This is a genomic window from Streptomyces sp. NPDC005263 (assembly GCF_042872365.1).
Taxonomy (GTDB): Bacteria; Actinomycetota; Actinomycetes; order Streptomycetales; family Streptomycetaceae; genus Streptomyces.
Window position 1 is genome coordinate 50,174 of record NZ_JBIAKJ010000005.1, and the last position, 18,494, is coordinate 68,667.

Consider the following 18,494-nt stretch of genomic DNA (forward strand, 5'->3'; position numbering starts at 1 on the left):
ACGCAAGCCCCCTACGAAACGGAACCACGCCATGAGCCAGCCCAGCACGATCCGCCTGGAGCGGACGACCCCGCGGACCGCCAGGATCACGTTCGCGAATCCTCCCGCGAACCTGGTGATTCCCGAGTCCGCCGTGACGCTGCTCAAGATCGTCAAGGAGCTCGAGAACGACCCGGACATCCAGGTCGTCGTCTTCAGCAGCGACCTCCCCGACTTCTTCGTCAACCACTACGACGGCGCCGCGGCCGCCGACCTCCCCCAGCCCGAGCACGAGGACGACAACCCGGTCTGGACCGACATGGTCCTGCGGCTGACCAAGGCTCCGTTCATCAGCATCGCGGCCATCCGGGGCCGCACCCGCGGCGCGGGCAACGAGCTGGCCCTCGCCTGCGACCTGCGCTACGCCAGCCGCGAGAAGGCGATCTTCGGCCAGCCCGAGGTCGGCATCGGCATCGTCCCCGGCGGAGGCGGCGGCGAGCGACTCCCGCGCTCCATCGGCCGCGACCGCGCACTGGAGGCGATCCTGACCAGTGCCGACTACGACGCCGACCTGGCCGAGCGCTGGGGATGGGTCACCCGGACCCTGCCCGACGCGGAACTCGACGCCTTCGTCGACGCGACGGTCGCCCGCCTCGCCTCCTTCGACCGGCAGGCACTGGCGACCGCGAAGTCCCAGGTCAACCGGGCGACACTGCCGCCGGACGCCCACCTGGTCGCCGCCTTCGGCGAGTTCGCGGCCACACTGACGCAGCCGGGATTCGCCGCGCGAGCGGTCGGGCTCGGCGCGCTGGCCGCCGAGAAGGGCCTCGACGTCGAGTACGAGTTGGGCGAGTACATCGGCCGCGTCAACGAGAACCTCTGATCACCTCCTGCCGCGGCACGACCGGCCCCGGCGCCCGACAGGGACCCCAGTCGGCGCCGCGGCACCCTGGTGGGTTCCGGCCCCGACCCACCAGGTTCCCAGCGATGGTCGGGCATGCCTCGACGGCAGCCCGGCCCCCCACGGAGCGGACGCCATCGCGAAACCGTGCACGGCTTCGTCGGGCCCTGAGCGAGCGGGGCTCCCCCGGCGGATTCCCGCACACGCTCGCCCCCTGTGCGACTCGCATGCGCGGCGACATCCCGCTGCCCGTTCCACAGTTCCAGCAAGGCGCAGGCGCTTCCGCCTCGCAGCACCATGACCAAAGGCCCCTCCGCATCATGCCGAGCCACGACACGCCCAAGCCCATCCGCGCGGACGCAGCACGTAACCGCACCCGCCTGCTCGACGCCGCGCGCCATGCGTTCACTTCCGGACAAGTACCGGTGTCGATGAAGCAGATCGCGCGGGACACGGGGGTCGGCATCGGCACGCTCTACCGGCACTTCCCCACCCGGGAAGCACTGGTCGAAGCGATCTACCGGCATGAACTGGCCCAGCTGTGTGCCGACGCCGAGGCGCTCCTGCACACGAGGCATCCAGCCCACGCCCTACGCAACTGGATGGACCACTTCGCCGACTACGCGATGACACGACGAGAGACCGCAGACGCCCTACGGGCAGTTCTCGCCTCCGGCGCCGGGACCGTGTCGCCGGCACGTGAACAGCTCTCCGCAACTGTGCAAACCATTCTTGCCGCCGGAATCGCCGCCGGGACGCTGCGCGACGACGTTCACGCCGAGGACATCGTCATCATCCTCGTCGGCATGCTCACCACTACCTCGCCAGCAGACGGGCGCGACCAACTGAGCCGCATGTTCGACCTGCTCATGGATGCCGTCCGCGCCCCAGCAGTCCCGGCCGGTCCCCTGCCTCCTGTCGGCGCCTCCGAGCTCGCAGGGGTGCGGAGGGCGTAGAGGGAGACCAGCAGGCGGATCAGGCCGATGACGCCTCCGGCGACACTGGAGGTCTGATCCGCCCTGTCCAGCCCGAAGCGCGCGCCCGCCCAGACGATCAATTCCAGGTGAGACCCCGACACTTCCCCCGAACGTGTGTTTTCCGTCATGGCTGAAGGGCAACTTCCCCTGGGAGCATCGGTGATCCACCGAACGGACGGGGGGAAGCGGAATGACCACTGCGCACAGACGGGTTCGGCTCGGGGTGGGGCTCGTTGCGGCCGTGCTGTCGCTCGCGGGCTGCTCGGGCGGGGGTGCCGACGACGCCGGGTCCGGCGAGTCCGCGAGCGCGACCGTGACCGCGGCGGACGCGGCCGGCACCCCCTCGGCCGCCTCGCCCACCCCGGTGGTCTCGCCGTCGGACGTGTATCCCACGAACGCGGACGGGTGCCACCCGAACGCGAAGTGGAGCACGGCGAAGGCGGTGGACTGGGTCGACTGGGGGCAGATCGGCCAGCCCGCACTGGCCGCGGGAGAGGTCCGTTTCGGCAAGTCCACGCCCGGTTTCGACGGGCCCCTGTGTGCCAAGGTCGCTGTCCAGGTCGAGTACTGGCGGATCAACTACCGGCCGTCCTCCGCCACTTCGGCCGCCGACCCCCTTGCGAGGGAGGTGAACTACGACTTCTCCATGAAGTCCCTGAAGCGCAGCGAACTGCACATCGACGGCCGTGCGGTCCACGACGTGAAGCCGCCGAAGGGCTTCGCCTCGACCAAGGCCAGCCCCTGCGACGGCTTCCTGGAGGCGATCTACGTCGGTGCTCCGCTCAAGTCCCGCGAACTGCCGACCAAGATCGACACGGGTAACTCGATCCTCGGCGACACCGTCACCTTCCCCACCAAGCGCGTAGTCGACTACCACGTGTTCGCGCCCTCCGGGCCCCAACTCTGCGACGACAACGGCGTCCCCACGGCGTCCCCCGCCCCGTCCGGCTACCCGTCCTCCGGCTTCGGCCTGTCCACACCGTCCGTCCCCGAATTCCAACTCACCCCGAAGAGCTGAAGAGCTGACGACCGCGGCCCGGCAGCGCGGACATCAAGCGGTCGGGACCCAGCGCGCCGGGCACTTGTGGACGACGGGCCGGGTGGGCTCTGGCGGTGCCTGCTTGAGAGTGACGCTCTGCATGAACGGCTGCGCGGGTGGGAGGGGAGATCAGGGGCGGATGAGGGCCTTGAGGACCTGACGGTCGGCCATGGCCCGGTAGGCGTCCGGTGCCTGGTCGAGGGGGAAGGTGCGGTCGAAGACGCGGCCGGGGGTGATGGTGCCGTCCAGGACGTCGGGCAGCAGTTCCGGGATGTAGGCGCGGGCGGGGCTGGCGCCGCCGGTCAGGGTGATGTTGCGCATGAACTCGGCCGGACCGATCGGGCCCTGCTCGTACTGGGGGACGCCCAGGCGGCTGATGGTGCCGCCGTCCAGGACCGCGCCGAGCGCGGTGTCGAGGGCCTGGCGGGTGCCGACGGCCTCGATCACCTTGTCCACGCCGCCGGTCAGCTCACGGATGCGGGAGATACCCTCCTCGCCGCGCTCGGCGACCACGTCGGTGGCGCCGAACTCGCGGCCCAGAGTGGTGCGGGCTTCGTGGCGACCTGCGAGCACGATCCGCTCGGCACCGAGCCGCTTGGCGGCGATCACCGCGCACAGGCCGACCGCGCCGTCCCCGACCACCAGCACCGCATCGCCGCGGCCAACGCCGGCGGTGACGGCGCCGTGGTGGCCGGTGGTCATCACGTCGGACAGCGCCAGCAGCGACGGCAGGAGCGCGGAGTCGGTGGCCACCGGCAGCTTCACCAGGGTGCCGGTGGCGCAGGGGACACGGACGGCTTCGCCCTGCCCGCCGTCCACGCCGTCGAAGCCGTACCGGCCGCCGTTGCGGCACGAGATGTGCAGGCCCTTGGCGCAGTAGTCGCAGGTGTTGTCGCTGTAGGTGAACGGGGCGACGACCAGGTCACCGGCCTTCAGGCCGCTCACATCCGCGCCGGTCTCCTCGACGACGCCGAGGAACTCGTGCCCCATGGGGCGACCGGTGCCGGCGGCGGGCATGGACGCGTAGGGCCACAGGTCACTGCCGCACACGCAGGCGGCCAGCGTGCGCACCACCGCATCGGCCGGATCGACGATCTTCGGGTCGGGCCGGTCCTCGACGCGGACGTCACCGGCTCCGTACATCAACGCTGCACGCATGAAAGGTACTAACTCCCAACGGGGGTCGTGCTGGGCGGTGCGGATGAATCAGCGTTCGAGCATCTGCGCCTGGGCCTCGGTGTGGGTGTCCCCGGCGGCGGGCGGCAGGCTGCTGAGCTGGTGGAGCTGCTCGGCGGTCAGGGTGACCGTGTCGGCGGCGGTGTTCTCCTCGACCCGGCTGACGCGCTTGGTGCCGGGGATCGGGGCGATGTCGTCACCCTGGGCGAGCAGCCAGGCCAGCGCGACCTGCGCCGGGGTGGCGCCTACCTCGGTGGCCAGGGCCTTGACCTCGTCGGCGAGCGCCAGGTTGCGCTGGAAGTTCTCGCCGGTGAAGCGCGGGTTGTCGCGGCGGAAGTCGCCTTCATCGAACTGTTCGGTGGAGCGGACGGTGCCGGTCAGAAAGCCGCGGCCCAGCGGGGAGAACGGCACCAGGCCGATGTTCAGCTCCCGCAGGACGGGCAGGACGCGCTCCTCGATGCCGCGGGTCCACAGGGAGTACTCCGACTGCACCGCGGTGACCGGCTGGACGGCGTGGGCGCGGCGGATCGTATCCGGACCGGCCTCCGACAGGCCGAAGGCGCGGACCTTGCCCTCGGCGATCAGCTCGCCCACGACGCCGGCGGTCTCCTCGATCGGCGTGTTCGGATCCACCCGGTGCTGGTAGTACAGGTCGATGTGGTCGGTGCCCAGCCGCTTCAGGGAGCCCTCGACCGCCGTGCGGATGTTGGCCGGGCTGGAATCCAGGTTCCACGCACCCTCGCCGACGTGCGAGACCAGGCCGAACTTCGTGGCCAGCACTACCTTGTCCCGGCGGCCCTTCAGCGCCCGCCCGAGCAGCTCCTCGTTGGTGTAGGGGCCGTAGATCTCGGCAGTGTCGATGAGCGTGACGCCCAGCTCCAGCGCCCGGTGCACGGTCCTGATCGACTCCGCGTCGTCGGTGCCTGAGCCGGTGTAACCGTGGGACATGCCCATCGCACCCAGCCCGATCCGGGAAACCTCCAGGTCACGCAGCTTGTTGTACCGCATCTCGCCTTCTCCGGTTGGTGGCGTTGCCCGCACCCTCACCCTTGCCCGGCCCGGCAGGTCGTGCCGGTTGAAGCCTGGGCGTCGGCGAGGGGGCCGGCGTCTTCCTCATTCACCTTCGCCCGGACTGCTCCGGTGTGGCAGGGCGGGTTCTTCAGGGGTAATGACAGGGCCCCCCTCCCCTCTGCGGGGCGGGTGCCCGCCGGGTGAGACTGGAGTCATGGCATCCGAGAGCGCGAACAGCGAGGGCGTCGAGTTGGGCCGCTTCCTGCGCGCCCGCCGCACCCAGACCAGCCCCGAACATGTCGGCCTCAGCGTCGGCTCCGGCATCCGCCGCACCCCGGGTCTGCGGCGCGAGGAGCTGGCCACCCTCGCCGGCATCAGCATCGACTACTACGTGCGCCTGGAACGCGGCAAGGAGACCCGTCCCAGCCCCGCCGTCCTCGACTCCCTCGCCCGCGCCCTGCACATGGACGACCAGGAACACCAGCACCTGCGCGAACTCGCCGCCCGGGCCGCTCGCTACGCGCCCGAACCGCCCCCGGCCCCGAGCCGCACCGTGCGCCCCCACCTGAAACTGCTGCTGGAATCGCTGCGGCCGAACCCCGCTTACGTCATCAGCCGCAGCATGGACATGCTGGCCTGGAACTTCGGCGGCCTCGCCCTGTACGCGGGCCTGGAGGACTGGCCGGCCAAGCACCGCAACCTCGCCCGCTACCTCTTCCTCCACCCGGCCGCACGTGATCTGTTCCCGGACTGGGACCGCCAGATCACCGGCTGCGCGGCCCGGCTTCGCGCCGTCGCAGGCACCGCCCCCGACGCCCCCGACCTGACCAACCTCGTCGGTGAACTCCTCCTCAAGAGCCCCGACTTCGCCCGCCTGTGGGAACGCTACGAGGTCACCCGCCGCAAGCCCGCGCAAAAGACCTTCCACCACCCCCGCATCGGCACAGTCACGCTCACCTCCCAGTCCATGCAGCTGGAAGGCACACCCGGCCAGCGCATCGGCGTCTACACCGCCGAACCCGGCACCCCCGACCACGACGCCATGCTCCTGCTCGACATGACCGCTCCCCAAGCCGCACAGCGCCCGGCGCGTTCGAACGCGGAACAGCACCGCCAGCAGCCGTAAGTGAAGCACCCGGCCCAACCAGCGGATACAACTTCCGATGCACCCACCCGTTGGGCGGCCACAGAAGCGAACGCTGCGCTGCCAGCCGCTCAGCGGCGGTACCCGACGTTGCCGTAACCGCGGTCTCATGGCTGCCTCCTGAAACCAGCTGGGCGACCTCGAGTGACCCAGCTTGGCGAAGGAGCCGGGAGCGGCATCGGGATGGTGGGGGCGGGGAAGCCGGTCCAACCTGGCGGGCCGGGTCGGTGAACACCAGGCACCGAGCTTTGAGGAGGCGGAAGATCGAGCGCTGTCCCTGGCCCGGGAACGCGACCGGCCCCAGCGACCGGCCACGGGGTCCGCGTCGGACTCCGTGGCCGGGTGCTCTGGACGGTCGCCTTTCGGTCAGCGGGTTACAACTGCGGCTGCGGCATCCGCTGCCAGCGGAACGGGCCGTAGGTTGTGTCGGTGGCGGCGTAGTTGGCGTTCGGGTCGGCGGTCAGTTTCAGCCATTCCAGCGGGGTTGTGCTGCCGTGCACGACGATCCGGTGGAAGTTCGAGACGTTGTAGTACGGGTGTTCGTTCCATGCGTTGTCACCCGGGTCATGGGCGCACACACCGGCGCCGGTGGCGGGGTCTGTTTCGCCGGCGCACGTCGCCGTCGGCGAGAGAGGGTTGTCCGAGCGGTACAGGTGCGAGTCACCGTTGAGCATCAAGACCGGGCGGCCGAACTCGGTCGTCTTCGCAGCGAGCTCGCTGATGATCGGTTCGTAGTTCGTCAGGTGGTCCTTGGTCTTGCCGTCGAGGTCCCACATGTCGGCCTGCGCCGTGATCACCACAGCCTTGGCATGGTTGGCCCGCGCGTCGGCGAAGGCGGCATCGAGCCAGCGGACGTCGGCCGCGGTCCGGTTGGTCCGCTCGTCGATCTGCGTCTGCGTCGCGGTCGGCACCTTGTACCAGGGGTCGGCGTCGTTGTTCGAGCCGCCCGGCGCGTTGATGGTCACGAAAACGATGTCGTGCTGAGCCCACCTCACGTTTTCGATGTACTGCGCGTCGGCCGGGTGGCTCGGGTCGTAGGCGGTCGCCTGGGATACCACGTTCAGTGTCCCGCTGCCGAGAGTGCGGCCGGGCTGCGCGAAGAAGTCCCGCCGGACTTCGGCGAGGTTGTCGAGCGGGTTGCCACAGTGGTAGCTGACGCAGTCCGCCGGGTTGGTCGACAGGCCGCTTGTGCCGATGTAGTTGATCGCACCGGAGGCGGAGTCGTAGAAGCCGCCCCCCTGACCGGGCGAGGTGAGGCTGGACGCCTTATGGCAGTCGGCCCACTCGTTGTCGCCCGGGGTGTAGACGAGCGGCTTCGTGAAGGTCTGCCACACGGATGCGATCGAGGCGTCGTAGTCCTTGTTGCAGAACTCTTTGCCCGAGTGGATGTCTCCCACGTGGATGACGTCGCTGATCGTCGGGTCACTGTTGATGGTGCTGATGAACGCCGGGGTCTTCTGGAACTGCGAGGTGTCGGCGCTCTGGCCCGCGGGTGCGTACGCCGACTTGCCGTACGGCGAGTCTCCGAACACGGCGAGTGTCAGTGGGCCGCGGGCCGCCGATGCCGTGGCGACCGGCACTACGGAAGAGGCAAGGCCGACGGCGACGAGTGTGATAAGGCCGCGTCTCAGGGTGCGTCCCACAATGTGTCCCTCTTTCAGGTGCAGTTGTGGGGGGCGCTCCAGTGAACTGGCCCAGAGCGGGCGCGACAGCGCATCAATGGCGTCCTGGAGATGACAAGCAAGTGAATTTCCAGCCGCTGCTGCCGCGGGGCTCGCTCCTGCTCGCTCCCTGCATGGCCCAGTCGTGGGACTTGCGCCAGGAACACCTGATGCTTCCGTGGCAAGCGCCCCAGTGACTTCAGAATTCTCCAGAGGGGCGTCCGCCGGAGCGGACGCCCTTTGTACGGCGGCGTCCAGGCTGACTCAGGATGAGCTGACCGGCACCTCTGGCGAGCGTCGGCGGTTCTCCTCGGCAATCCTGCCGCCATGGTGCCGCAAGTCCCCGAAGGGCAGCGAGGTGCTGCCACTGCTTTACCTGCATGGCCTGTCCTGTGGTGACTTCGTGCCCGCGCTCGAGCAGTTCCTGGCTCCTCGGCCGATCCGTCCCCGGCGACAGTGACGTGGCTGACCGCGCAGTGGCAGGCCGATCACACCGCCTTCCAGGATCGCGACCTGTCGGCCACCGACTACGTCCATGTCTGGGCCGACGGGGTCCCCCTGCGCATCCGCCTGGAGGAGGCGAAGGCCGCCGTGCTGGTGCTGATGGGCGTGCGCGCCGATGGCACCAAGGAGCTGATCGCGATGAGCGACGGCTACCGCGAGTCGTCAGAGGCATGGGCTGGTCTGCTCCGCGACTGCGCCCGCTGCGGCATGCGCGCCCCGATGCTGGCCGTCGGCGACGGTGCACTCGGCTTCTGGAACGCTTTGAGCAGGTCTTCCCCATGACCCGCCACCAGCGGTGCCGCCTTCGCCAGGCAGTACGGCGCGAAGTACCCCAAGGCCGTCAGGCGGATCACCGACGGCGAGGACGAGCTGCTGGCGTTCTTCGACTACCCGGCCGAGCATTGGATCCACCTGCGTACGACGAATCCTCTCGAATCGACCTTCGCCACCGTGCGACGTCGAACGAGGGTCACCAGGGGTGCCGGAAGCCGGGCCGCCGCCCTGGCCATGGTCTTCAAGCTCATCGAGTCCGCCCAGGCCCGCTGGCGAGCCGTGAACGCACCCCACCTCGTCGCCCTCGTCCGTGCCGGCGCCCGCTTCGAACGCCGCGGGCTGGTCGAACGGCCCGAAAGAAGGGCCGCATGACCGACCCGCAGCACGACCGTGAAACCCCCGAGCACCAGCGTTACGCGCACTACCCTCGTCTGAGTACGGTCCGGTCAACGCGGGGCGCGCATCGAGGGAGAGCAACGAAGATGAGACCACTTCGATACTCGATCAACGTCACGCTCGACGGCTGCTGCCATCACGAGGCAGGGCTCCCCCCGGACGAGGAGTCGATGCGCTATTGGACCGCTGAGTTGGAGCGAGCCGATGCCCTGCTATTCGGCCGGGTGACCTACGAGATGATGGAGTCGGCGTGGCGGAAGCCGGCCACGGGCACGTGGCCTGACTGGATGAATGAGTGGCAGATCCCGTTCGCCGAGACCATCGACCGGGCGAAGAAGTACGTCGTGTCGAGCACGCTGAGCGGGGTCGATTGGAATGCCGACCTGGTGCAAGGGGACTTGGGGCAAGCGGTTCAGCGGCTCAAGCAGGAGTCAGGCGAGGGCCTGTGGGTGGGTGGCGTGACGCTCCCCCTGGCGTTGGCAGAACTGGGACTGATCGACGAATACGAGTTCCTTGTTCAGCCGGTCCTTGCCGGACACGGGCCGACGTTGCTCTCCGGTCTGCGCGAGCGCATCCAGCTCGAGCTCGTGGACCGCCATGAGTTCCGGTCGGGGGCGGTAGCCCTGCGATACCGGCCCACGCGAGTTACGGCTTGACATGATCTGTCCGGGCGCGTTGGCCGCTCCCTCGCGAAGGAACGACAGCTCGGGGTCGCGCTGCCCCGCGCTGGCCGTGCCCCCGAACGGCGGACATATCGACGGGGGGCAGCAGGGACCGGCCGTAGTTGAACACCATCCGGCGCATGTTCTCGGTGACCTTCGACTTTCTGCTGTCCAGGCGGGCCTGGCCGGGGAAGGGCAGGCCGACGCCCTGCTGCCCGACACCGTTCACTGCGATCAGGAGTGACTCGGACGGTGCTGCGTCATCGCGCCGCAGTCGCCCGTCGCCGAAGCTGTGCGGCCTCGCGGCGCAGTGCTTCCACGGTGGCCGTCACCTCGGAAGAGCGGTCGCTGACCGTGACGGCGACGATGGCTCGGCCGAGCCAGGCGGGGTCCTCGACCTGGACGGTGCGCACTCCGGCGGGGACCGCGGCCGCGGCCACTTCGGGGAGTACGGCGATGCCGAGACCGGCGGCGACGAGGCCGAGGCGAGTGGGCCATTCGCGGGCGGCGTAGGCGATCCGCGGATGGTCGAGGGTCGGCCAGGCGCCGAACTGGGGGTCGTCACGCAGGCCCTTGCCGACGATCCAGGGTTCGTCCCTCAGCTTGGTCACCGGGATGGTTCCGCGGCCGGCGAACCGGTGGTCGACAGGGACGGCAAGCAGCAGGCCGCCCTCGAGGAGCAGGTCGCGGCGGAGTCCCTCGAAGTCGTAGGCGGGCAGGTCCGGTCCCACGCCGATCACCGCGACGTCGATGCGGTGAGCGCGGAGTTGGCGAAGCTGCGTGGGTGAGGACGCCTCGCCGAACTCGGCGATCAGACCCGGGTGGTCGTTTCCCAGCCGTGCCAGTGTTCTGGGGATGAGCACGGCGGCGGCCGAGGGGAACGCCGCGATGGCGACTCGTCCGGTGACGTGGTCCTGCAGTCCGGCGAGGTCCGTGCTGACGGCGTCGATCTCGTTGAGGGCCGTCGCGGCTCGGCGGGCGAGCATCATGCCCGCGGGAGAGGGGGCCACCCCGCGCGCGCCCCGGACGAACAGCGGCGCGCCCGCGGCAGCCTCCATCGCCGCCACCTGACGGGACACCGCTGACTGCGTGTATCCGAGTGCGTCGGCTGCGGCGGTGAACGATCCGGAGTCGACCACTGCCTGGACGACGCGGAGACCTGTGAGGGTGAAGTCGGCCATGCCGGCATCCTGACACATTCTGAAATCGCATGTCTCCTATGTAAGACCTTCGCTGGTGGAATGCCTGGATCAGCAGCACGCTGGAGGAGCAACGGCACGCAATTCACGCACAGGGAGCACCAGCGATGACGAAGACCTGGTTCATCACGGGCAGTTCGAGGGGTTTCGGCCGCGAGTGGGCTGAAGCGGCACTCGAACGCGGCGATCACGTCGCGGCAACGGCTCGGGACGTCAGCCTGCCGACCTCTCTGATCGAGCGGTACGGGGACGCGGTACTGCCGGTCCAGCTCGACGTCACCGACCGCGCCGCGGTGCATGAGGCGGCGCAGCTCGCCCATTCGCATTTCGGTTCGCTGGATATCGCGGTCAACAACGCCGGCTACGGGCATTTCGGCATGGTCGAGGAGTTGAACGAGGACGACCTCCGGGCTCAGATGGAGACCAATTTCTTCGGCGCGATGTGGGTCACGCAGGCCGTGTTGCCCCTCATGCGGTCGCAACGCTCGGGAAGGATCCTGCAAGTGACCAGTGAGGGAGGCGTACGTGCATTCCCCGGCATCGGCGCGTACCACGCCTCCAAATGGGCTCTTGAGGGGCTGTCGGAGGCCCTGGCGCAAGAAGTGGCAGCGTTCGGCATCCACATCACCAACGTCGAGCCCGGCCCCTATGCCACCGACTGGCTGGCTCGCGGGGCACGGCACAGTGAGCGGCACCCGGACTACACCGAAGTCCACGCCGCCACCGCGCAGGAATTCGAGGTGGGCGACCCGCGCGCGACCCGCGACGCGATCCTCCGGATCGTCGACGCGGAGCGCCCCCCGCTCAGGATCTTCCTCGGCAAGTCCTTTACCGACGTCGCCGCTCTCTACGAGGAGCGCCTGAACACCTGGCGCCAGTGGCAGCCGCTCTCCCTGGCCGCGTTCGGTTGAGCGGCAACTGCGGGTGTCGGTGGTGGCCAGTCATGCGGGCGAAGGCCTGCTCTGCGCCGCCGGGGCGTGACTACTGGGCCCACTTGCTGCACGGCGTGCGGGAACACGCAGGTGGCGCAGTCTGCTCCCCGCATGTGCGGGAATGGTCCCGCGTCGCCCAGGTCCATCCGGCTCGCGGCCATCGTGCCGAACCAGCAGCTCGTGGCCGAGGGCTTCGCAGACGTGCTTGGCCCGTAGCGGCCCGGTCGTGTGGTTGAAGGCGGCGAGGATGCGGGGGTAGTGCGGGTGCTCGGGCAGCTCCGGCGGGGAGAGGTGCCGACCGCGACGGCATGGGCGGCCAGGGCCGCGAAGACCTCGATCAGGCGCCAGCCTCCGCGATGTTGACACCCCAGGCCTCCAGGTGCTCGTGACGTCGGGCCTGACGCCAGGCCTCCTCGTCCGCCGCAGGCAGCAGAACACGACCCAGCCCAACTCCCCACTACGCGCAATGCACGTACAGAGCGGAAGCCAAGATCAGCGACAGCGTCAGGCACTCATGCTGTGCCCAACGAGCGGCCACACGCCGGGCCGTGGCCGTCACGCGTGGCTCTGGGCGGCAGGGTGCTGCATCGTCGGCGTCGCCTGGATGTCAGCGGGCCGACCACGGCAAAGTGGCGGTGCATGGACGCCGCGCACGGCGGGGCCACGGTGCCGTTCGTACGCACGCGCCCGCACGGCTGGGGGCCCGCGCGGTGCGACCCGGGGCGGGCCCCCAGAACGGGTCAACAGGGCTCAGCCTCCGACAGGCTCCCCCACGTTCGCCCGGAACCGGCCGATGATGTTGCCCGCCGGGCCGTAGCTGCACACGATGAACGTATGGTGCGCTTCCTTGCCTTCTCGGTGTCCCGAGGCGCGGCCGCAGCCGAGCACGTCGGTGTCCTTCCACACGACCTGAGTGAAGGATGCGGTGTCGGGTGAGTAGCCGGGCCGGTCCCAGTCGTAGCCGCCCGTCCAGCGCGCCTCGTACCAGAGCTTCACCGCCTCCGCGCATGAGGCCGGCTCCTGCTCGTCGGTGGCGAACCAGTAGCGGTTCTCTCCGTAGCCCCTCGACCCCGGTCCCGGAGGTGTGGACAGCCCGTCCAGCGTCGAGGCGGCCTCGGCACGCTGCATGGCGTGAGCGATGGCCGCGTCGTCCAGGGCCAGGGGCGGGGCGCCGTGCCGGGCGCGATAGGTGTTGTGCGCGGCCAGGCACTCCTCGTTGAACTCCTCGGTTGTGGTGTTGGGCAGCGGGGGAAGTGCGTCCGCCGCCTGCACGGGCTGCACCGCGGTCAGCGCGGTCAGCGCGGCCAGCGCGGCCAGCGCGGCCAGCGCGGCCAGCGCGGCCAGCGCGGTCAGCGCGGTCAGCGCTGCCGCCGCCACCGCCACAACACCCGCCGTAAAACGTCCCATTGGTCTACCTCTTCGGCTGTGCTTGATTGTCGCGGTGGCCAGGTGGCCCCGGGTGGTCCTCATCCGCGACCGGCCCCTACAGGGGACGGTCGGCGTACCGCCGGCAGAGCGCCCCGCCCTCCAGGTGCATCAGCCGCTCAGCGGCTGTCACCCGAACCGGTTAGATCGGGCAGTCGGTGAGCACCCGGCAGAGCAGGGCGCCATGGTGTGGCCCGGCCCGAGGACCGAAGTCCCGGTGCCTGGGCCGGGCCGCACAGGGCCGTCAGACGGTCGCGGCCAGCCAACCGATGGTCTCGGTGGTGTGCTTGCCGTCGCTCTTCGTGGCGCCGGCGTAGACCTCGTTCAAGCGGATCAGGAAACCCGTGTTGGTGACGTCGTGGACGCGGATGCCCGGCGTCTCCGGACCGTTGAAGGTCTGGGTCAGCGGCAGGACCACGACGTCGGACCCAGGCGGAAACGGGGTGGGGAACGTGACCCGCGTGAAGGTCGAGGTGTTCCCGCCGCTCGTCTCGATCGCGTTGTCGGACTTCAGGTCGATTTTCCCGGTCTGGATGAAACTCATCGTCGACTGCCTTTCGGTGTGGGGGCAGCTCAGCTGCCCTTGACGGACAACCGGTACTGAGGACTCGCTCCGGAGTCCTCCGCGCTCAGCGGACGCCGAAGGAACCCGCGCGGCGTATGCACGACCAAAGCGGTCATCACTCACTGAATGCAATCAGCAACAGAGAGCTACCGAAAGGGGTCGCGGCTCCAGCCACGCGAAAGGGTCAACACGCCTGCTTAAACGTCGACTTGATGCACCCTCTCCACCTCACCGCACGACAAGCACCCTTGCACTGCGCCGACTTCGTGCTCCCTGCCTATGTCGGGTGGGCAGCCAGATGGAGGGTGGCGTTACTCGTGCCGACCGGCCAGGCCATCTCCCTGTGGACAGATCCCGTCGCGGGCGCGGTGCCATCACCAAGCTGTTGAGGCCGGTTGGCGGGCCGTCGTGGACTGGAGTCCTCAGCCGCACTCACCCTTGCGGGGGGCAGCGTTCTTTGGGCCGGAGGCGGCAAGCTCAACGGGATCGGGCAAGCGGGAGCAACTCCGTTTTGTAAAGGCCGATCTGGGACTCCATGAGGGCGTTGTCCAGAGCGTCATTGACGGTGCCGATCGAGGCATCGATGCCGGCCTCGAGCAGGTGGGCGGTGAACGCGAAAGGGGGTGTACTGGCTGCCCGCATCCGAATGATGAACCAGCCCTGGACCAGCAGGAGTTCCGGAACGGTTCCGACGCCATAACGCCATGTCCAGGGCGTCGAGGACGAGCTTGGCCCGTTTGCTGGTGGCCGCGGACCAGCCGACGATCGCCCGGGAGAACACGTCGACGACGAACGCGACGTAGACGATCCCGGACCAGGTGGCGACGTAGGTGAAGTCGGCCACCCACGGCTGGTTCGGACGGGTCGCGGTGAAGTCGCGCCTGAGCAGGTCAGCGGCCCGCTCGTGGCCGTCGTCCCGGATGGTGGTACGGATCTTCTTCCCTCGCCGGGCTCCCTCGAGGCCCAGTGTCGCCGCCACAGCGCCACGGCGGCCGCTCAGAGATGGCCGTCCAGAAGCTCCCGTACCTCGGCGATGGTCATAGGTCCCGTGCCGTGCGCCACCGCCTCTCCCTCCTTCAGAAGGACATAGGACGGGGCTCCGGTGATCCCGTACCGCTCGGTTGCGGCAGGACAACGCGTGATGTCGGTGCGGACGGCCGTCACGCGGCCCGTGTAGTCGTCGGCGATGCCACCCACGACGAGGTCCATCACCCGGCAGGCCTCGATTGCCTTGGGCCATGCCCCGGTGAAGTATGCGAGGACCGGAACTTTGCTCATCCTGAGGATGAAATCGAACTCCGCGTCCTCACGGGGTTGGTGAACCCGCTTCGCCATGGAAGCTCCTGACCTCGCGTTCCGTCATTCCATCCCCATCATCCCCCGCGCGATGCGGCAGGCCGACCCGGCCGGTTGCCCGGCTGACCTGTCAGAACGGAGGGGCGGGGGCCGCCACCACCACGGTGGTCCCGCGAGCGCGCCGGCCCCCGCCCCTGGTGACCCGGCCCGACCGCCCCGCCGTCACCCAGCTGCACCCCGCCATTCGGCGCCCGTGGCAGGCGCCGGCGCCGGTTCCTCCCTCTCACCGCAGTTGCTCGGCCAGTCCGACGATGATGCCCTCCGGGCCGCGGACGTAACAGAGCAGATAGCTGTCCTCGAACCGGGCGATCTCGCCGACGAGTTCGGCGCCGTGAGGGCGCAGGCGGGCAACGGTGTCCTCGATGTCGTCGACGGCGAACATGACGCGGTGCGTGCCCACAATGTTGTGCGGCCGGTTGCCCGGCCCGGCGCTGATCACCGCGGGGCTGCGGTACTTCGCCAGCTCGAGCCTGCTGTGACCGTCCGGGGTCTTGACCATCGCGATGTCACAGCGGACGCCGTCGAGTCCGGTGCACTGGTCGGCGAAGAGACCCTCGACCTCCCCCCTGCCCTCCAGTTCCATACCGAGTTCCACGAAGAACGCGATGGCGGCATCCATGTCCTCGACGACGATACCGACGTTGTCCATCCGCTGAACCGCCACGTTGGTTTCTCCTTCTTCCTCGCGGCCGGTGGTGGCCGCTGATGTCCCTGGGACGGAGCCGGTGGCACGTTCTCGACATCCTTAGACCGACGAACTCCGAAAAATCTGCATCACGTCCCAGCACCGCTACCGCAGACGCCTACATCGTGCCCGCCCCGGTCTCTCCCCGCCGATGTCCCCGCTGGCCGACGCCGTGGCGCTGACCGGCGGCACAGGCGCCAAGGCCCCGGCCGGCAGGCCGCGGCCCGCCCTCGAATTCCACGGCCGGTGAGCAGCGGAGGCACTTCCGGCAGCCCTGTCGACTGTCCCACGGCAGCTTCCAGGATTGGCACACGATGCCATCCCTGCCACAGCGCGCCAGTCAGCGTCGGGCGCGACGCAATCCCCCGTGGCGCTCCCCACGCTCGGCCGGGCGTATGCCCGATAGGCGGTCAGAACCCTCCAGCCTGGTTGGCATTGCTGTTCCGCGCCGCCGTGAGATTCGACTGAAAGAAGTACGAGCTGAGCGCGACGTCGTACTCGAACCGCGCCGGAAGCGCCCGCAACCAAACCCGGCATGCGTTGCCGATCATCAGTCGGGCAGCCTGCTGCGCAAGAGCACGGCCCTAGTTGAGCGGCACGTCCGCGACGGCCTTGAGGTGGCTGAACGTCTCGAGGGAGTACCGGCCGTGGTACCGGCCCATGCCGCTTTCGCCGACGCCTCCGAAAGGCAGGCCGGGCATGACCAGTTGCGTCAGCGGCTGGCCCCAGGCGACGCCGCCGGAGGACGTCTCGTTCACCAGGCGCGACTTGGTGGCCTCGGACTCGGTGAAGGCGTAGAGCGCGAGGGGCTTGTCGCGTTCGTTGATGAAGGCGATGGCGGCATCGAGGTCTTCGACTTCCACGACGGCGATGATCGGACCGAAGATCTCCTCCTGCATGACCGGCGATGCGGGATCGACATCGGCGAGTACCGTCGGTGCGATGAACAGGTCGTCACGGTCGTGCTGGCCTCCCACCACCGCCCGGCCGGAATCCAGCAGTCGGGTCAGCCGGTCGAAGTGCCGCTCGTTGATGATCCGGCCGAAATCGGCCGCGGTCTGCGGGCTGGTGCCGAACTGGGCTTCGATAGCCGCACTCAGGGCGGGAACCAGTGCGGCCGCGGTGGCAGGATCGGCCAGGACATAGTCGGGGGCTATGCACTGCTGCCCCGCGTTGCCGAACTTGGCGCCGACCAGCCTCTTCGCGGTCTCGTCCACGTCGGCGTCGGGCGCCACGAAGACCGGTGACTTGCCTCCGAGTTCGAGCGTGACCGGGGTGAGGTTCTTGGCGGCTGCGGCCATGACGATCCGGCCGACCGCGCCATTGCCCGTGTAGAAGATCTGGTCGAAACGCTGTGCCAGGAGGGCCGTGGTCTCCTCGGCGCCCCCTTCGACCACGGTGAGCACGTCGGCATCGAAGTACTCACGCAGGAGGCGTGAAGCGACCGCTGATGTGTGCACCGAGATCTCGCTCGGCTTGGCCACCACGGTGTTTCCGGCGGCCAGGGCGCCGATGATGGGGTCGATGAGAAGGTGCAGCGGGTAATTCCACGGGGCGATCACCAGGACGACCCCGAGCGGGTCGTACGTGGTGTAGGCCGTGGTCGTGGGACCGAAGTGGGCGGGAACCTCCACCGGACGAGGCTGAAGCCAGCTCTCGAGATGCGCCAGCGTCTCGTCGATGTCGGCGACGGTGAAGTCGATCTCCTGCGTCTTCGCCTCGGCGGGGTTCTTCCTCAGGTCCGCCCAGAGGGCTTCGATCAGTTCCTGCTCATTTTCGACCAGAAGGGCCCTCAGCCGCTCCAGCTGGTTGACGCGCCAGTCCAGTCCGCGGGTGACGCCGGTGTTGAACGTCGTACGAAGGCGGCCGACCACCTCCGCGGCCGTTTCCGTCTGGTGGGTTCTCGACTCGGTCGCCTGTGTCGTGGTCATGGGGTGTGCTCCGTTCTTGATGCAGGCCGCGCCGTCAAAGGCGTTGGTGGCATGCCGTGGTACCGGTGATGGGCAACCCGGTGGATGACGGATGAAGGGTCAATCCGTGCCTTCACCGTAGCCTATGTACGCGCCAACGCGAACATGGGGCGGGGGTTATTCTTTCCTCATGGCCAGTCGCACCTCGTCACCCCTCGTCCACCCCGACACGGACGACCTCGACCTCTTCAAGATCATGAGCGCGCTGACCGACGAGACCCGACTCACCATCGTCGTCACACTCTCCGTCTCCCCTGGCCTGGCCTGCAGCGGCTTCACGCAGGACGTCACCGCGTCCGTACTCACCCGCCACTTCCGCGTCCTGCGCGAGGCCGGTCTCATCCGGCAGCACGACGTCGGCACCCGCCGCATCAACACTCTGCGCAAGGAAGATCTGGACCAGCGGTTCCCCGGACTGCTCGACCTCGTCCTCAAGGAGAGCGTCGGCCGCGTGGAGCCCTACGTGAACGCCGAGTGCGCCTGACGCTCCGGGGCACCCCTCCGCGGCCGCGACGAACCGGACCCACCGCAGCCAGGCATCCAGCTTGCGGCCGGCTTCGATCACGTCGAACGACACCCCGGACACCACGTCGACCGGGCCACGGCCCAGTTGAGCGAGGGGGACCTCCCGCCCGCCGA

The 18,494-nt window shown here is 69.0% G+C and carries 17 protein-coding genes and 1 pseudogene; 8 read left to right on the forward strand and 10 right to left on the reverse strand.

Annotated features, from left to right (window positions below; all coding sequences use genetic code 11):
- Positions 1-31: 31 nt before the first annotated feature.
- From ACFYRY_RS22900 to ACFYRY_RS22910, 3 genes are all read left to right on the forward strand, one after another.
- A complete protein-coding gene (locus ACFYRY_RS22900; RefSeq protein WP_389148557.1) occupies positions 32-862 on the forward strand; it encodes an enoyl-CoA hydratase/isomerase family protein in 831 nt (276 codons plus the stop codon).
- A 245-nt stretch (positions 863-1,107) separates the two neighbouring features.
- Entirely contained in the window at positions 1,108-1,836 is a 729-nt protein-coding gene (locus tag ACFYRY_RS22905; RefSeq protein WP_389148560.1) for a TetR/AcrR family transcriptional regulator, read from the forward strand.
- Between the two features lie 211 nt (positions 1,837-2,047).
- Positions 2,048-2,875: a hypothetical protein gene (locus tag ACFYRY_RS22910; protein ID WP_389148562.1), complete on the forward strand. Its 828-nt coding sequence runs from the start codon at positions 2,048-2,050 to the stop codon at positions 2,873-2,875.
- 150 nt (positions 2,876-3,025) lie between these two features.
- On the opposite strand, the gene ACFYRY_RS22915 is transcribed toward ACFYRY_RS22910, so the two are convergent.
- Positions 3,026-4,054, reverse strand: a complete 1,029-nt coding sequence (locus ACFYRY_RS22915) for a zinc-binding dehydrogenase (RefSeq protein ID WP_389148564.1) — start codon at positions 4,052-4,054, stop codon at positions 3,026-3,028.
- A 48-nt stretch (positions 4,055-4,102) separates the two neighbouring features.
- The gene (locus ACFYRY_RS22920) at positions 4,103-5,080 is read right to left on the reverse strand and encodes an aldo/keto reductase (RefSeq protein WP_389148567.1); all 978 of its coding nucleotides are present in this window, start codon (positions 5,078-5,080) and stop codon (positions 4,103-4,105) included.
- Positions 5,081-5,297: 217 nt separating this feature from the next.
- Between ACFYRY_RS22920 and ACFYRY_RS22925 the strand changes: the two genes are divergently transcribed.
- Positions 5,298-6,209: a helix-turn-helix transcriptional regulator gene (locus ACFYRY_RS22925; RefSeq protein ID WP_389148570.1), complete on the forward strand. Its 912-nt coding sequence runs from the start codon at positions 5,298-5,300 to the stop codon at positions 6,207-6,209.
- Positions 6,210-6,601: 392 nt separating this feature from the next.
- On the opposite strand, the gene ACFYRY_RS22930 is transcribed toward ACFYRY_RS22925, so the two are convergent.
- Complete coding sequence (locus tag ACFYRY_RS22930) at positions 6,602-7,759, reverse strand: hypothetical protein (protein WP_389148572.1); 1,158 nt, start codon at positions 7,757-7,759, stop codon at positions 6,602-6,604.
- A 585-nt stretch (positions 7,760-8,344) separates the two neighbouring features.
- On the opposite strand from ACFYRY_RS22930, the pseudogene ACFYRY_RS22935 reads away from it, so the two are divergent.
- Positions 8,345-9,037 (forward strand): annotated as a pseudogene (locus tag ACFYRY_RS22935) (transposase).
- Complete coding sequence (locus tag ACFYRY_RS22940; protein ID WP_389148575.1) at positions 9,034-9,717, forward strand: dihydrofolate reductase family protein; 684 nt, start codon at positions 9,034-9,036, stop codon at positions 9,715-9,717. The pseudogene ACFYRY_RS22935 and the gene ACFYRY_RS22940 overlap by 4 nt, the downstream one beginning before the upstream one ends.
- A gap of 266 nt (positions 9,718-9,983) precedes the next feature.
- Here ACFYRY_RS22940 and ACFYRY_RS22945 read toward each other — a convergent pair whose 3' ends face one another.
- Complete coding sequence (locus ACFYRY_RS22945) at positions 9,984-10,904, reverse strand: LysR family transcriptional regulator (RefSeq protein ID WP_389148578.1); 921 nt, start codon at positions 10,902-10,904, stop codon at positions 9,984-9,986.
- A gap of 125 nt (positions 10,905-11,029) precedes the next feature.
- On the opposite strand from ACFYRY_RS22945, the gene ACFYRY_RS22950 reads away from it, so the two are divergent.
- A complete protein-coding gene (locus ACFYRY_RS22950; protein ID WP_389148580.1) occupies positions 11,030-11,833 on the forward strand; it encodes an SDR family NAD(P)-dependent oxidoreductase in 804 nt (267 codons plus the stop codon).
- A gap of 771 nt (positions 11,834-12,604) precedes the next feature.
- On the opposite strand, the gene ACFYRY_RS22955 is transcribed toward ACFYRY_RS22950, so the two are convergent.
- From ACFYRY_RS22955 to ACFYRY_RS22980, 6 genes are all read right to left on the reverse strand, one after another.
- A complete protein-coding gene (locus ACFYRY_RS22955) occupies positions 12,605-13,261 on the reverse strand; it encodes a CAP family protein (protein WP_389148583.1) in 657 nt (218 codons plus the stop codon).
- Between the two features lie 262 nt (positions 13,262-13,523).
- Entirely contained in the window at positions 13,524-13,823 is a 300-nt protein-coding gene (locus tag ACFYRY_RS22960) for a hypothetical protein (RefSeq protein ID WP_389148586.1), read from the reverse strand.
- Between the two features lie 577 nt (positions 13,824-14,400).
- Entirely contained in the window at positions 14,401-14,823 is a 423-nt protein-coding gene (locus ACFYRY_RS22965; RefSeq protein ID WP_389148588.1) for a DDE-type integrase/transposase/recombinase, read from the reverse strand.
- Positions 14,824-14,840: 17 nt separating this feature from the next.
- Positions 14,841-15,179: a thioredoxin family protein gene (locus ACFYRY_RS22970; protein ID WP_389148591.1), complete on the reverse strand. Its 339-nt coding sequence runs from the start codon at positions 15,177-15,179 to the stop codon at positions 14,841-14,843.
- 244 nt (positions 15,180-15,423) lie between these two features.
- Positions 15,424-15,864, reverse strand: coding sequence for a VOC family protein (locus ACFYRY_RS22975; RefSeq protein WP_389148594.1), 441 nt, complete (start codon positions 15,862-15,864; stop codon positions 15,424-15,426).
- 605 nt (positions 15,865-16,469) lie between these two features.
- Positions 16,470-17,816 (reverse strand): aldehyde dehydrogenase family protein, encoded by a 1,347-nt coding sequence (locus ACFYRY_RS22980; RefSeq protein ID WP_389148596.1) that lies wholly within the window; start codon positions 17,814-17,816, stop codon positions 16,470-16,472.
- Positions 17,817-17,985: 169 nt separating this feature from the next.
- On the opposite strand from ACFYRY_RS22980, the gene ACFYRY_RS22985 reads away from it, so the two are divergent.
- The gene (locus ACFYRY_RS22985; protein ID WP_389148599.1) at positions 17,986-18,339 is read left to right on the forward strand and encodes an ArsR/SmtB family transcription factor; all 354 of its coding nucleotides are present in this window, start codon (positions 17,986-17,988) and stop codon (positions 18,337-18,339) included.
- The last annotated feature ends 155 nt before the right edge of the window (positions 18,340-18,494 follow it).

What these genes read in the sequence shown, in the direction of transcription:
- ACFYRY_RS22900 (WP_389148557.1), top strand. Translation starts at nt 32, where the DNA reads ATGAGCCAGCCCAGCACGATCCGCCTGGAGCGGACGACCCCGCGGACC.
- ACFYRY_RS22905 (WP_389148560.1), top strand. Translation starts at nt 1,108, where the DNA reads ATGCGCGGCGACATCCCGCTGCCCGTTCCACAGTTCCAGCAAGGCGCA.
- ACFYRY_RS22910 (WP_389148562.1), top strand. Translation starts at nt 2,048, where the DNA reads ATGACCACTGCGCACAGACGGGTTCGGCTCGGGGTGGGGCTCGTTGCG.
- ACFYRY_RS22915 (WP_389148564.1), bottom strand. Translation starts at nt 4,054, where the DNA reads ATGCGTGCAGCGTTGATGTACGGAGCCGGTGACGTCCGCGTCGAGGAC.
- ACFYRY_RS22920 (WP_389148567.1), bottom strand. Translation starts at nt 5,080, where the DNA reads ATGCGGTACAACAAGCTGCGTGACCTGGAGGTTTCCCGGATCGGGCTG.
- ACFYRY_RS22925 (WP_389148570.1), top strand. Translation starts at nt 5,298, where the DNA reads ATGGCATCCGAGAGCGCGAACAGCGAGGGCGTCGAGTTGGGCCGCTTC.
- ACFYRY_RS22940 (WP_389148575.1), top strand. Translation starts at nt 9,034, where the DNA reads ATGACCGACCCGCAGCACGACCGTGAAACCCCCGAGCACCAGCGTTAC.
- ACFYRY_RS22945 (WP_389148578.1), bottom strand. Translation starts at nt 10,904, where the DNA reads ATGGCCGACTTCACCCTCACAGGTCTCCGCGTCGTCCAGGCAGTGGTC.
- ACFYRY_RS22950 (WP_389148580.1), top strand. Translation starts at nt 11,030, where the DNA reads ATGACGAAGACCTGGTTCATCACGGGCAGTTCGAGGGGTTTCGGCCGC.
- ACFYRY_RS22955 (WP_389148583.1), bottom strand. Translation starts at nt 13,261, where the DNA reads ATGGGACGTTTTACGGCGGGTGTTGTGGCGGTGGCGGCGGCAGCGCTG.
- ACFYRY_RS22960 (WP_389148586.1), bottom strand. Translation starts at nt 13,823, where the DNA reads ATGAGTTTCATCCAGACCGGGAAAATCGACCTGAAGTCCGACAACGCG.
- ACFYRY_RS22970 (WP_389148591.1), bottom strand. Translation starts at nt 15,179, where the DNA reads ATGGCGAAGCGGGTTCACCAACCCCGTGAGGACGCGGAGTTCGATTTC.
- ACFYRY_RS22980 (WP_389148596.1), bottom strand. Translation starts at nt 17,816, where the DNA reads ATGACCACGACACAGGCGACCGAGTCGAGAACCCACCAGACGGAAACG.
- ACFYRY_RS22985 (WP_389148599.1), top strand. Translation starts at nt 17,986, where the DNA reads ATGGCCAGTCGCACCTCGTCACCCCTCGTCCACCCCGACACGGACGAC.